The sequence below is a fragment of the Bradyrhizobium vignae genome, from assembly GCF_900324035.1.
GTDB classification, from domain to species: domain Bacteria; phylum Pseudomonadota; class Alphaproteobacteria; order Rhizobiales; family Xanthobacteraceae; genus Bradyrhizobium; species Bradyrhizobium vignae.
The window spans coordinates 2,672,216-2,685,888 of record NZ_LS398110.1 but is presented as its reverse complement, the minus strand read 5'-3'; the positions used below and the strand labels follow the sequence as shown (position 1 = coordinate 2,685,888).

Sequence of the window (13,673 nt, the reverse complement as noted above, 5' to 3'; positions counted from 1 at the left end):
CATGGGGAGAGGTCTGAGCGCGTCGAAGACGCGATCCGGGTGAGCCCCTCGGGGAGTGAGCCACGCACAGCCCGGCGAATCAATTTCATCATGCTCTACCCGCCCACCGCTGCCGCGCGCCGCGGCAGCTTCCAGCCGGGCCGGATGAAGTGGCAGGTGTAGCCGTCGGGATAGCGCTCGAGATAATCCTGATGCTCGGGCTCGGCTTCCCAGAACTCGCCCGCAGGCGCGACCTCGGTGACCACCTTGCCCGGCCACAGGCCGGACGCCTCGACGTCGGCGATGGTGTCTTCGGCAATCCGTTTCTGCTCCTCGCTCGTGTAGAAGATCGCCGAACGGTAGCTCGTGCCGATATCATTGCCTTGGCGATTGAGCGTGGTCGGGTCGTGGATCTGGAAGAAGAACTCCAGCATGGTCCGGAAGCTGGTCTTCGCCGGATTGAAGATGATCTCGATCGCTTCGGCATGGCCTTCGTGATTGCGGTAGGTGGCGTTCTTGACGTGCCCACCGGTGTAGCCGACGCGGGTGGCGATCACGCCTGGCTGCTTGCGGATGAGATCCTGCATGCCCCAGAAGCAGCCTCCGGCCAAAACTGCGCGTTCTGTCGTCATCTGTCCGCTCCCAATGATCGTTCTGCCCATTCTGCAGCCATCGCATCATATAGGCTTTCGGCTGCCCGGCCGAAAGCCACGCATTGCACGTGCGTCCATCCGGTTCCTGGGAGCGGATGGACCCAAAGCGATCACCTCTAAACCAGCTTGGCATCGAGTGTGATCGCGGCGTTGAGTACCTTCGAAACCGGACAGTTCTTCTCGGCCTCGCCGGCGAAGCGGGCGAAGCCGGCGTCGTCGAGATTCGGCACTTTCGCCCGCAGGGTCAGCGCGGATTTGCTGATCTTGAATCCCTTGCCTTCGGGCTCGAGCGTGACGGCTGCTTCCGTCGAGAGCTCATCCGGCGTGAATCCTGCCATCTGAAGGCCGAAGGCCAACGCCATGGTGAAGCAGCCGGCGTGCGCCGCCGCGATCAACTCCTCGGGATTGGTCCCCTTCTCGTTCTCGAAGCGCGTCTTGAACGAATAGGGCGTCTGCGCGAGCACGCCGGATTCGCTCGAGAGATGACCGGTCCCATCGCGACCGGTGCCTTTCCAGACTGCCGTTGCCTTGCGGATCATCTCAATTCTCCTTTTGAATTCAGCACCGGCCCACCGTACCGGTGGAAGGCGGCATCGGCGTGACCGCCTGTCGCCGGCGCGCGACGACCATATCGTCGCGCGGCGTGGGCCAGGGATGCAGCTGCGTCAAGTTGGCAGCTCCTGGCCGGCCTGCTCGCGGACGATATAGTCGGCGTACCAATCCGGCCAGTTCTCGTCGTGTCCGCCGGTCCGCGTCTCGTGCTCGCCATGCGCGATCGCGGCACGGCGCAGCGCCGCCGCCAGATCGGTCGCCGACGCGAATGTCGCGCCGTCGCCGGCGATGCGCCCGGGCAGCCGGGTCGTGACCTCCTGGAACAGCCAACCATTGCCGTCGGGGTCGCTGAACGATGCGAATGAGCTGTAGCTGCCGCGTTTCGGGTCGATACCGCCGGCCCGAACGCTGCCGAACAGATACGGCTCGTCGGGGCCGGCATGAAGGTCGCCGGCACCGTGGAATGGCGCGCTGACCTCGATGCCGCGGTCTAGCAGGTCCTGCCGGGCCGCTTCCAGATCGGAGACGATCAGGTACAGGCCTCGCGCCGAGCCGGGCGCTGCGGCGGTCACGTTCCTGCCGAAGATCACCGAGCAGGCCGAGCCGGGCGGCGTGAACTGGATCACGCGCCAGTCGTCGCCCGAGGCGAAATCGGCGTCCAGCCGCCAGCCGAGGCGCGCGTAGAACGCCTTGGCACGATCGACGTCGGATACGGGGATCACGACAACCTCGAGCTTCATATCGATGCTGCGCGATGCCGAGGGCCCTATTCCGGTTTCGCGTTCGGTTTCGATTGTCGTCATGGCGAACTCCCGTGGTGTGAGTTGAGGCTGTCCTTCATGCAATGGCCGGCATCACGATGGTCACGCGCGTGCCGCCCTGGCCCACCTCGCCGTGCAACCGCGCATCGATGCTGCGTGCGATCCCTTCGAGGATACGGCTGCCGGTGCCCTGAAGCGGACCGGTTGCACCAACGCCGTTGTCCGCGACCGTGCAGATCCAGGCGCCGTCGTGGCTCGTCAATTCGATGCGGATCAGCGCACCGCTCTTGTTGGGGAAGGCGTGCTTTGCCGCGTTCGTGACCAGCTCCGTCAGCATCAGCGCGAGGCGATGACATTGCGCAGCCGGCAGCCTGCCGCTCTCGATCGCGGCTTCACAGCGAATCCCTGCCGGCTCCAGCACCGCTTCGGAGAGGGCCCCGCATAGATTTTCGAAGAACGGCTCCACGGCGACCGCCGATGGATCGTGGCTGTCCGACAGGAGCTGATAGAGCCTGCCGAAGGCGACGATGCGCCGCTCGAGCCGGTCCACCGCCAGCGACATGTCCCGTGTAGCCGCGCACGTGAAGTCGCGGCGGACCGACGCACCCAGCATCGTCAGCGTGTTCTTCATGCGGTGGTGGGACTCCCGCAGCACGAGCTCCCAATCATGCGACTGATCATCGAGACTGGCAACGAACTGAAGTCGAGCCACATGGTCGTTCGGCCGAGCGCCGATACCGGACATCATAGCCTCCCCGTTGGAATAGATTGAACTCGAAGGCCATACTGGATGCGGCGCGCGCGTTTTGCCCGTTAGACGTTGCGAGATTCTGTTATGATCGGCAGCATCCGCAATCTCGCGGCGGACGACCCGCGCCTCGACGGTCAGGCACGCTGACGGATTGTCGCGGTCGCCTGTAGACCGCTCGCGTTTAAACCAAATTTGCGGCGGGCTTGCCGGCGCGCGCGGGCGTCGCCACGCGATTTCGCCACTTTCGGCCAGTTTACTGAAGGTCTTGATCTGGTAAATCAAACTGCAGACTTCAGCTCGTTCACTGGAATCATTGGCCCGTGCCGGACACTAGCGAGCAGGATTCGGTCATTGCCTTCGGGCCGTTCCGCTTGTTCGCGAGATCGCGACTGCTCGAGAAGGACGGCGCCCCGCTTCACCTCGGCGGCCGTGCGCTCGACATCCTGATTTTTCTCGCCGAGCGCGCCGGGGAGGTCGTTGACAAGCGGGAGCTGATCAAGCGCATCTGGGCCGACGTGAACGTCGACGAAGGCAGCCTGCGCTTCCACATCACGGCGCTGCGCAAGGCTTTGGGCGATGCCGGCGAAGGCTCCCGCTACGTCGTCAACGTCCCGGGACGCGGCTATTGTTTCGCGGCTCCGCTGCTCCGGCCTGCCGCATCGGAGAGCCGGACCAGCCCGCCCGCCGCTTCGCCACCCTCCCTGCCTTTGCCCCTCGCGAAGATGATCGGCCGGGACGGTGCGGTCGAGAGGATTTCCACTGAACTTGCCGAACATCGCTTCGTCACGATCGTTGGCCCCGGCGGGATCGGAAAGACGTCGGTCGCGCTCGCCGTCGCGCAGGGCGAGCTCGCGGCGTTCGACGGCCAGGTGTGTTTCGTCGATTTCGGCGCGCTGACCGATGCCCGGCTCGTCCCCGGAACGATTGCAGCCGCGCTGGGCCAGACCGTCAATTCCGAGGACCCGATACCAGGCCTGCTGACGGTCCTGCGCAGCCGGCGCATGCTGCTGGTGTTCGACAGCTGCGAGCACATGCTCGACGAACTCGCTCCTCTGGCCGAGCGCCTCGTCCGCGAGGCGCCGCAACTGCATATTTTGGCCACCAGCCGCGAATCCTTTCGCGCCGAAGGTGAGCGCGTCCATCGGCTGTTTCCGCTGGACTGCCCACCGGAGCGCGAAGGCCTCGGCATCGCCGACATCCTTGCCTATCCGGCAAGCCGGCTCTTCGTTGAACGCATTGCCGAAACTTTGAGCGAATTCGAGCTTCGCGAAGAGGATGCCCCGCTCGTCGCCGAGATCTGCCGGCGGCTGGATGGCATTGCGCTCGCGATCGAACTCGCGGCCGGACGCGTCAACGCCTATGGCATTGCCGGGACCGCCTCGCTGCTGGACAGCCGCTTCTCGCTGCTGTGGCGGGGGCGGCGCACCGCGATTCCGCGGCACCAGACCTTGAGCGCGGCGCTGGCCTGGAGTTACGACCTGCTGCCGCCGGCCGAAAGCGCGACGCTGCGCGGCTTGTCGGTGTTCGTCGGGCCATTCACGCTGGAGGCCGCGTTGGCCGTCGCGTCCAGCCAGGGAATCAGCGCGCCCGAAGCGGTCGAGGCGATCTCGAACCTGCTCTCCAAATCCCTGATTGCGACCTCGCCGGCGGAGCGGCGGCTGCGCTATCGCCTGCTCGATACCACCCGCGCTTTCGTTGCGGACAAGCTCGTCGAGAACGGGGAAGCGGACCGCGTCGCGCGCGCCCACGCCGAATATTTCCGCGACTTCCTGCACGACATCGCGCTCAAATCCACGGGCATGCAAGGCGCTGGCGGCTTCCTTCCCTATGCCGACCATTTGCCGAATGTCAGGGCCGCGCTGACCTTCAGCTTTTCGGAGCGCGGCGATCGGACTGTCGGCGTGGACCTGGCAGCCTCGGCGGCGCAGTTCTTCCTGGAATTGACCTTGCTGATGGAATGCTGCCGCTGGACCCAGCAAGCGCTGGCGTCACTCGATACGAGCGCCGTGGACAGCCGGAAGGAGATGACCTTGCAGGCCGCGCTCGGCGTCTCCTTGATGTTCACGCAGGGCAATACCGAAGCGGTCCGGTCGGCGTTCACGCGCGGTCTCCAGCTGGCCCGGGAACTCGAGGACCTGCACTGGCAGCTCTGGCTGCTGCGCGGATTGCACATCTATCTGACCAGGGTCGGAGATTTTCACGGGGCGCTCGGGACCGGCGAACAGGGCGAGAGCGTCGCGCGAAAGCTGAACGATCCCGCCGCCACGCTGAACGTCGAATGGATGCTTGGCGTCGCGCATCATTTGATCGGCAACCAGGACAAGGCGGTTCGGTTCTGCGAGAGCGCGATGGTGCACAATCCCGACTCGCAACGGTTGAACATCGGCCATCTCGGGTATGACGACCGCATCGTCGCGCTGGTGGCGCTGGCGCGGGGACTCTGGCTCACCGGCCGGCCCGAGCGGGCGATCGAGGCGGCGAAATACACGGTTCGCGAGGCTGAGCTGCTCGAACAGCCGCTCACCCTCGGCATCTCCCTGATCTGGACGATCCACGTGTTTCTCTGGGTCGGCGACTGGGACAATGCCGAACTTCTGATCGAGCGGCTGATCGATCATTCGGCGCGGCACTTCCTCGGCCCCTATCACGCGGTCGGCATCGGCCAGAAGGGCGAGCTCCTGCTGCGCCGTGGTGACGTTGCCGGGGGCATCGAGCACCTTCGCCGCAGTCGGGCCACGTTATACGCGACACGGCATCGGATCATGACGACCGTATTTGCGACGGCGCTCGCGGAGGGTCTCGTTTCCCAGAATCAGCCCGATGAGGCCTTGCAGACCATCAACGAGGCGATTGCCGAGATTCCCGGTCACGGGGAGTCCTTTGACATGCCGGAGATGCTGAGGGTCAAGGGCGACATCCTCGTATGGGCAGGCCATCTCGCGGAGGCCGAGAACGTCCTGCGGCAATCGCTCGATCTGTCGCAGCGACAAAGCGCGGTCGGCTGGGAGCTCCGCGGCGCGATCAGCCTTGGCCGCATCTGGCGCCAGGCCGGAAAAGCCGGCGACGCACGCGACCTGCTCGCTCCACTCGTCGCGCGCTACCAAGAGGGGCTCCAGACGCGCGATCTGATTGCTGCAAGGGAGCTGCTGGGTACCCTGAATTGACAGCATCTTCAACGGGATGCCGCCTAGGTGCCCGCTCGCAACTCCTAACAACTTCTAACACGCCAAGCCGCATACGCCCCGCCATGGTGGCGGCACTTCATGGTGGACGTGGCGGAATATGGCGCTTCTTGACGATGTAATCGATGCCAGCGGCGGCTTGGCCCGCTGGAACAGCTTGGACCGGTTTACGCTCCACCTGTCCGTCGGCGGATCGCTGTTCTCCAGCGCCGGACACGCCCGGGAATTCAAGGACGTGACCGCGGAAGGCTCGACCCGCACGCAGTCGCTCCGTTTCACCGGCATCACCGGAGGCGAACATTCCGGCTCCTTTCAACCCGACGCGATCACGATCGAGGGCCTGGACGGCGAAGTCCTGCGGACCTGGCGCAACCCGAGCCTCGCGTTCCCCGAGATCGGCTTGCCCGCGCTTGCGGACGAACTCCACCTCGTCTTCTTCTGCGGCGTCGCGATCTGGAACTATCTGACCAACCCATTCCTGCTCGCCCATCCCGATGTCGTGGTGGAGGAGCTGCCGCCCTGGCGTGAGGGCGCCGAAACGTGGCGGCGGCTGCGGGCGCAATTCCCCTCGGACCTGATCACACTCGCACCCGAACAGATCTTCTATTTCGACGAGAGCGCCCTGCAACGGCGGACGGACCACGATCTCTTCGGGATCAAGGTCGCACACCACTCCTGGGCTCATGACAGCTTCGGCGGCATCGTTGTGCCGACACTTCGACGCGCGCAAACGCTGCAGCCTGACGGAAGCGTGATCGCCAAGCCCGTCTTGATGGATGTCGAGATCTTCGACGCCGTCTTCGAGTAGGGACGAAGACCCGCGAAAACGGCAGCCACGGCCCCTCAACGCCTAGCAATACTACCGAACCAGCAGACGGCCTCGCTGCACACTCGCGCGCAACGAACGACGCTTGCTCGAATCAGAGCGTCTGCGACGAGTTGCCGCACCCGATGCACGCGCACAAAATCTAACAGATCCTAATCACCACTAACGGGCGTCCTGGCCAGCTCACGTCTATCCTTTCAGCATGGAGAGCATTCGGTTTGCGCGTTTGCCGGTCGCTGCAAACGGCAGCGAATCCCGGAGAGGACCAACGATGTCGAGCAACTTGCACGCGGCGCACGCCTGGATTGATTTTCCGGTTACGGCGCGGAATCATGAGATTCGCGCAACTCAGGCGATTCCCCGGGAGAGCCAATGGCGTCGGATCGACCGCACGCCGGAGCAGGCGAGTGAGGGCATCACGATCTCGCGATGGGATGATCCGCGGAGCACCTCGTCGCACGAGACGACCACGCCGGAGGATCGCTATTTCGTCGGCATTGCCCTGAAGACCACGCGCGCGAAGCTGACACGGAACGGCCGGATCATCTTCGAAGGCACCATGCCCGCGGGGTCGCTGTATGTCACCGCGCCGTCGCAGCCTCTCGGCGCACAATTCCAGTCGCCGTCCGCCTTCCTTCACGTCCACATCTCCACGGATCATCTTCCGGCGCATGCCGACGGACTGAATGACCTCGTGCTGTTGCGCGATCCGCTCGCTGCGGAGCTCGCCAAGGCGCTGATCGAACATGGTGACGCCGCGGACCTGCAGTTCACGCGCTGCATCGGCCAGACCCTGGCGATGCATCTCACCCGGATCGAGCTGCCGCGCGTCAAGGTCAATGCTTTGCCGAAATGGCGGCTGCGGCGCGTCGAGCAGTATATCGCCGAACATTTCGACCGCTGCATCAGCCTCTCCGAGCTCGCTAATGTCGCCGGCCTGTCCAGGATGCACTTTGCTGCACAATTCCGCGCTGCGACCGGCTACCGTCCGCGCGAATATCTCCTCACGCAGCGGGTCGAGCATGCGAAGGCGCTGCTCGCGACCACCGAGCGGCCATTGGCGGAGATCGCGCTTGTCGTCGGCTTCAGCACGCAGGCGCATTTTTCCACCGTCTTCAAGCGCATCAGCGGTCAATCTCCGGCGCGCTGGCGCCTCGCCAACGCCGGCGAACGGCTCGAGGCCGAAGCGCGGCCGAAGCGGCGCGCGCTTCCGGAGCGCGATTGGATCGCCAGCGCAGCCGCGTAGCTGTGGGGCGAGCGCCGCCCCACACGCTCGATCCGGGCTGCGGTGAAAAGCCCTACACCGGATCGAACGCGCGGATCGGCGGCAGATTGCCGGTGAACTTCTCCACCTCGACCGTCGTCAACTGGCCGGTGCAGCCCTGCGCCAGGGATGAGGTGCCGACGTCGCGGGTAAGCACGTTCGGATTGCCGTGAACGCAGAGCGGCGCCTCCTCTTCGGGATCCATCGGATCGTACCAGGCGCCGGTCGGAAGCTGCACCACGCCCGGCGCGATGCCGTCGGTGACGTGGACCGCCGCCAGGCACGCGCCGCGCTCGTTGAAAAGGCGAATGATGTCACCGTCCTTGATGCCACGCGCGTTCGCATCAGCCGGATTCATGCGCGCGACTTCGCGGCCGCGATGCTTCGAGCTAAGCGAATGTCCGCCGAAATCGAGCTGGCTGTGCAGGCGCGTCACCGGCTGGTTGGCGACGAGGAAGCACGGGGCCCCCGGCCTGGGCATGTCGGTCTTCTCCAGCCAGACCGGATGACCGGGACAATCCGCATCGCCGTGAGCCGCGATCTTGGCCGAGAAGATCTCGATCCGCCCGCTCGGCGTCGGCAGGGCGTGATTGACGGGATCCTCGCGGAAGCGTCGCAGCCGGCCGCCATCGTCCGCCTGTTGCGGCACGACCAGGCTGCCGCGCGCCCAGAACTCGTCGAAGCTCGGCGCCTCGAGGCCACGCTTGGCGAGCGAGGCGCGGGTCGGCTCGTAGAGATGCTTCAGCCACTCTCGCGACGTGCGCCCTTCAGTGAACGGTTCGCGCGCTCCGAGCCGTTCGGCGAGATCGGCGAAGATGTCGTAATCGTCACGCGCGAGCCCGAATGGCTCGGCAATCTGGTGCATCGCGACCATCAGGGGATCGTTGGTGGAATAGCCGATGTCCTCCCGCTCCAGCGTCATCGTGGAGGGCAGCACGATGTCGGCGTGACGGGCAGTAGCCGTCCAGGCGAGCTCGTGCACGACCAGCGTGTCAACTTGCGCGAATGCCTTGCGCAGGCGGTTGATGTCCTGGTGGTGATGGAAGGGATTGCCGCCCGCCCAGTAGACCAGACGAATGTCGGGATAGGTACGCGTCTCGCCGTTATAGCGATACGTGCTGCCGGGCTTGAGCAGCATGTCGGCGATGCGCGCCACCGGGATGAAATCGGCAACACCGTTGCGGCCTTGGCCCAGCGTCGGGCCCGGCACGTCATTGACACGGCGTCCGTAATAGCCGATCGCCCCCAACGAATAGGCGTAGCCGCCGCCGGGAAGACCGATCTGGCCGAGCGCCGCCGCGAGCACCATGCCCATCCACACCGGCTGCTCGCCATGCTCGGCGCGCTGAAGCGAATGGGAGACGGTGATGAGCGCGCGCTTTCCGGCAAGGCGCCGCGCCAGCTTGCGGATCACATCCGCCCCGACGCCGCAGATTGCGGCGGCCCATTCGGCGTGCTTGGTTTGCCCGTCGCTCTCGCCGGTGAGATAGCGCAGGAAGACCGGCCAGCCCTCGGTGTAGCGGTCGAGGAAGGCCTGGTCGTGCAGGCCTTCGCTGACCAGCGTATGGACGATGCCAAGCATCAACGCAGTATCGGTGCCGGGGACGCAGGTCATCCATTCGGCGCCCGCCTCGACCGGCAGATCATCGCGCAGCGGGCTGACCAGGATGAACTCGCAGCCGCGCCGGTGCGCGGCTGCCATTGCGCCACGCTCGACATGCTTGCTGATCGAGCCGCCGGCCACCATGGAGTTCTTCAGCGCCATGCCGCCGAACGCCAGCACGATCTCGCTCTCAGCCGCGATCTGCTCCCAAGTGACGTTGCGCTTGGTGATGTCTTCGTAGCCTGCCAGAATCTGTGGCAGCAGCACCGAGGAAGCGCCCGAGGAATAGGTGTTGACCGAGCGCACATAGCCGCCCATCGCGATGTTGAGGAAGCGGTGCAGCTGGCTCTGGGCGTGATGGAAGCGGCCGGCACTCGACCAGCCATAGGAGCCGCCGAACACAGCACCCGGCCCGCGCGTGTCACGGATGCGGGTCAGCTCGTCACCAAGAAGATCGAGCGCCTTCTCCCAGCTGACGGAGACGAACTCGTCGCGGCCGCGGCGATCATCGGGGCCCGGCCCGCGCTCGAGCCAGCCGCGGCGAACCGCCGGCTGGGCGATGCGCGCCTGGTGGCGGAGCGCGCCGGGAAAATTGTCGATGATGCCGTTCGGATCGGGATCACCCGCATAGGCCCTGACCTCGAGCCCAGCCGCGCCCTGACGCGCGGAGAACACGCCCCAATGCGAGGTGTGCGGCCTGAAGCCGTCCGACAGGTCGAGGCCGGGGTCGGGAAAGCCAATCGTATCGTCCATCATCTGATCCTTGTTCCGCTCCGGCCTGCAAATCGGGGTGTAATATACCGATCCGCTCCGGACGTCGTCGAGATCAGCGTTGACGGAAACGCTTGCCTGCCCCACGCAAAGCCAGCCTCAGGGCCACCGGACATCAAGCGTCGCAAGGACCTGCACCTCAATCATCCGCGTGCGCAGCAATCGACCAGCAGCTCCCAGATCCGCTGCGCCTCTTCCCTCTTGTTGGTCTCCGGCACCTTCTCCGCGCTTGACTGATCACACGCAGCGATGGTGGGTGTTTCGCGAGGCACGATCCACCGCTCCGAGATCGGGTCGTACCATTCTCCGATATTCATCTCAGTCACGTCAGTCGGCTCACAAATTTGATCACGATTGGGCGATGCGCGTACTGCAGCCTCATTGGGCCGTTCGGCAGCGCCGGCAGACGATTCACCAATCAGGAGCTCGCGCGATCGTTCCCGCCGGCTGCGTCATCCCGGTCGAGCCGGATGCAGCGTGCGCGGATGCCGCTCGTGCAGCAACCGCGCGAGCTCCTCACGCTCCGTCGCGCGTCCTTTCATGGCGGTCTCGAACAGCGCTTCCTGAATGTCGCGAGGCATGTCGCCCCATACCTCCATCGCGGCACGTCCGAGCAGACCCGCAAGATGATCCACTCCATTGCTCATTCGGCTCTCCTGATCTGCATGGGAATGGAACAGCCGCGGCCGCACCGCGTTCCACGCCATCGCGACGCCACCACCACGGTCCTCATCTCGGCGGCTGATAAGGAACACCCGATCACATGAACGGTTTGCCACCGGTGACGGGCAGCGTTGCCCCCGAGGTGTAGCTCGAAAGCGGATCGGCCAGCATGACATAGGCCGTCGCCAGCTCGGCCGGCTGGCCGGCGCGCTGCATCGGCACCTGCTTGCCGAAGTTCTTGACGGATTCCTCCGGCATGGTCGACGGGATCAGCGGCGTCCAGATCGGACCGGGGGCAACTGCGTTGACCCGAATGCCCTTGCCGGCCAACATCTGGGCGAGCCCACCCGTAAAATTCTGAATGGCTCCCTTGGTCGTGGCGTACGCCAGCAGGATCGGGTTCGGCATGTCGGAGTTCACCGAGGCCGTGTTGATGATCGCAGCTCCCGGCCGCATGTGGGGCACGGCGGCCTTGGTCAGATAGAACATGGCGTGGATGTTGGTCTCGAACGTCCGCTGCCACTCTTGGTCGCTGATTTCGGCGATGTCCTTGAACGTGGCCTGATGGGCCGCGTTGTTGACGAGGATGTCGATGCCGCCGAGCACCTCGACGGTGCGACGCACGATGGCGCGGCAGTGCTCGGGATTGGCGATATCGCCGGGGATCAGGACGGCCTTGCGTCCCTCCCGCTCCACCAGCGCCTTGACCTCGGCCGCATCCTCGTCCTCGTTCAAATAGGAGATGGCGATATCAGCCCCTTCACGCGCATAGGCGATCGCCACTGCACGGCCGATGCCGCTGTCGCCGCCCGTGATGATCGCCTTCTTTCCCGCCAGACGCCCGGCGCCTTTGTAGCTCTCCTCGCCATGATCCGGCCGAGGCTGCATTGCCCGCGTCGAGCCGGGCATCGGCTGCCGCTGCGCAGGATAAGGTGGCTTCGGATAGTCGATCATGGAAAACCTCCCGGCATTTGCTGCGCTAACGGAGCGCCGCCGAAAGTGTTCCTTACGACGCGTCTGCACGCCTTTGGCGCTCAGGAAATCCTGCTGCTCCAGCGCGTTCAGGACATCCGGGTCCTTCTCCCAGCCGAAACGGCAATTCCCCATGGCGAGCTTGCGAAGGCCCGCCTGATCCCAACGGGCGGAGATGTGAGAGGCACCCCGCCGAAACGCATCAGAGCGCGTGTGCAGTCCGCACCTTGCGCTTCAGTAATCGCGACCGAAGAGCTTGTCCGGAGAGCGGTCCCTGGACGCTCTTCAGCCCTCGCGCAGCCTGCTCGCGACAACGTTGATGCGATCGGTCGCCATGCCCGCGGCGGTCCTGCCGCGCGCCAGCGGGAGCCGGAGGCCGCCGCAGCGTGGGGTTGTCGCGGCCCGGCATGCTCACCCATTGATCACGGGAACCATATCTGGGGTGGCCAGTTGGCTTGCTGTTGAGCTGTGATTCTGCAGAGCAGCTCGACACCGGCATGCGTTCGAGTGCCGGGCATCCGTCGGGGGCCAATCCCATGATGGACCACGCGACCAGAGTTGGTAATCGATTGTTAGCAGCGTTGCCGCCAGCAGATTTTGCTTTGCTTGCACCTCATCTGCGGAAAGTCGTGATCGAACGCGATTCCGTGCTCGTCCGATCGGGCGATCGGATCGAGCATCTTCTCTTCCCCCTCACCGGCGCGATCGCCAGTATCATGGAGCTGCCGAACGGACAGACGGTCGCCACGGCGATCATCGGCCGTGAGGGGGCTGTGGGTCTGACGTCAGCGCTTGGCACATCCCGCTCGCCGTCGACGGCGGTCGTTCGCATATCCGGGGCCGCGCTGCAGATCTCGCCCGCGCGATTCCTGGCAGCCCAACATCGCAGCACCCAAATCGCATCCATGGTGCAGGTCTTCACGAGATCGTTGTTGATGCAACTTCAGCACGTGGCGGCCTGCAATGCACTACATTCCGTCGAAGCCCGCCTAGCATGCTGGCTGCTTCACATTCATGATCGAGCAAATGGCAGCGATCTCCTCCCGCTGACCCAGGAAACATTGTCGGAATTGCTCGGCGTCCGCCGCACCACCGTCACTCACGTCGTGAGCACAATGCGCGCATCACGAGCGCTGAAATCCAATCGACGCGGCCAGCTTGAGATTGATCGGCCGCGGCTCGAGGCCGTGGCATGCGAGTGCTACAAGGTCATGAGCCGCAGAATCGATCGGATCGTCTCGCACGGCGCGGTCGGGCTCGTTCATGGGGCTCCTCCGCGGAGCGCCTCCCGCTCGGCTGGCAGCCGAATAGCCGGGACAGGCTCGTAGAGCAGGTTCGCTTTCGCGAACTCGTCATCCATTCGTGTTGGGATGCTCGTTACGACAGCCCCGACTTATGGCAAGCAAGCAGCACGGGCATGAGCTCTGCCGGTGCGAAGCTGGAACGGCCGCTCGCAGGTCCGAACTCGGCTTTGGCGACTGCCCGCCTTGCGCAGCTTGCGTTGACGACTCTCTTCTCGACCTACCCGCTCTCTGAGCTTCTCAAGCTCCACGAGCAGGGTGACCAGCGCGTCGAGACGTTCTTGAAGCACAGCCGCAGGATTCTCCGCTCGAACGCGGGTATTCATGACGCGCCTCCTGATCGAGGTCTTCGGGAGAAAGTCGCCTACTCTCGAGAGACGGGAAAACTATGCAAT

General features: G+C 64.8%; 12 protein-coding genes. 4 read left to right on the top strand and 8 right to left on the bottom strand.

All coding sequences use genetic code 11. The features are described 5' to 3' along the window. Nucleotides 1-95: 95 nt before the first annotated feature. From msrA to BRAD3257_RS12940, 4 genes are all read right to left on the bottom strand, one after another. Nucleotides 96-611 (bottom strand): peptide-methionine (S)-S-oxide reductase MsrA, encoded by a 516-nt coding sequence (msrA, locus tag BRAD3257_RS12955; RefSeq protein ID WP_122402153.1) that lies wholly within the window; start codon nucleotides 609-611, stop codon nucleotides 96-98. A 137-nt stretch (nucleotides 612-748) separates the two neighbouring features. Beyond that, the gene (locus tag BRAD3257_RS12950) at nucleotides 749-1,171 is read right to left on the bottom strand and encodes an OsmC family protein (RefSeq protein WP_122402152.1); all 423 of its coding nucleotides are present in this window, start codon (nucleotides 1,169-1,171) and stop codon (nucleotides 749-751) included. A gap of 126 nt (nucleotides 1,172-1,297) precedes the next feature. Then, nucleotides 1,298-1,987, bottom strand: a complete 690-nt coding sequence (locus tag BRAD3257_RS12945; RefSeq protein WP_122402151.1) for a VOC family protein — start codon at nucleotides 1,985-1,987, stop codon at nucleotides 1,298-1,300. A 34-nt stretch (nucleotides 1,988-2,021) separates the two neighbouring features. Then, the gene (locus BRAD3257_RS12940; RefSeq protein WP_122406529.1) at nucleotides 2,022-2,690 is read right to left on the bottom strand and encodes a sensor histidine kinase; all 669 of its coding nucleotides are present in this window, start codon (nucleotides 2,688-2,690) and stop codon (nucleotides 2,022-2,024) included. 326 nt (nucleotides 2,691-3,016) lie between these two features. Between BRAD3257_RS12940 and BRAD3257_RS12935 the strand changes: the two genes are divergently transcribed. From BRAD3257_RS12935 to BRAD3257_RS12925, 3 genes are all read left to right on the top strand, one after another. Next, a complete protein-coding gene (locus BRAD3257_RS12935) occupies nucleotides 3,017-5,860 on the top strand; it encodes an ATP-binding protein (RefSeq protein ID WP_122402150.1) in 2,844 nt (947 codons plus the stop codon). A 118-nt stretch (nucleotides 5,861-5,978) separates the two neighbouring features. Beyond that, nucleotides 5,979-6,686, top strand: coding sequence for a hypothetical protein (locus BRAD3257_RS12930; protein ID WP_122402149.1), 708 nt, complete (start codon nucleotides 5,979-5,981; stop codon nucleotides 6,684-6,686). Between the two features lie 289 nt (nucleotides 6,687-6,975). Then, nucleotides 6,976-7,950 (top strand): helix-turn-helix domain-containing protein, encoded by a 975-nt coding sequence (locus tag BRAD3257_RS12925; RefSeq protein WP_122402148.1) that lies wholly within the window; start codon nucleotides 6,976-6,978, stop codon nucleotides 7,948-7,950. Nucleotides 7,951-8,002: 52 nt separating this feature from the next. Here the strand turns inward: BRAD3257_RS12925 and BRAD3257_RS12920 are convergent, their stop codons facing one another. The 4 genes from BRAD3257_RS12920 to BRAD3257_RS12910 form a co-directional block, all read right to left on the bottom strand. Next, nucleotides 8,003-10,324, bottom strand: coding sequence for a molybdopterin guanine dinucleotide-containing S/N-oxide reductase (locus BRAD3257_RS12920; protein ID WP_122406528.1), 2,322 nt, complete (start codon nucleotides 10,322-10,324; stop codon nucleotides 8,003-8,005). Between the two features lie 161 nt (nucleotides 10,325-10,485). Then, entirely contained in the window at nucleotides 10,486-10,668 is a 183-nt protein-coding gene (locus tag BRAD3257_RS39285) for a hypothetical protein (RefSeq protein WP_145987005.1), read from the bottom strand. A gap of 126 nt (nucleotides 10,669-10,794) precedes the next feature. Further along, on the bottom strand, nucleotides 10,795-10,989 hold the full coding sequence (locus BRAD3257_RS12915; protein ID WP_122406527.1) for a hypothetical protein: 195 nt from the start codon (nucleotides 10,987-10,989) through the stop codon (nucleotides 10,795-10,797). 112 nt (nucleotides 10,990-11,101) lie between these two features. Next, on the bottom strand, nucleotides 11,102-11,959 hold the full coding sequence (locus BRAD3257_RS12910) for an SDR family oxidoreductase (RefSeq protein ID WP_122406526.1): 858 nt from the start codon (nucleotides 11,957-11,959) through the stop codon (nucleotides 11,102-11,104). A gap of 554 nt (nucleotides 11,960-12,513) precedes the next feature. Here BRAD3257_RS12910 and BRAD3257_RS12905 point away from each other — a divergent pair. Further along, the gene (locus tag BRAD3257_RS12905; protein ID WP_122402147.1) at nucleotides 12,514-13,305 is read left to right on the top strand and encodes a Crp/Fnr family transcriptional regulator; all 792 of its coding nucleotides are present in this window, start codon (nucleotides 12,514-12,516) and stop codon (nucleotides 13,303-13,305) included. The last annotated feature ends 368 nt before the right edge of the window (nucleotides 13,306-13,673 follow it).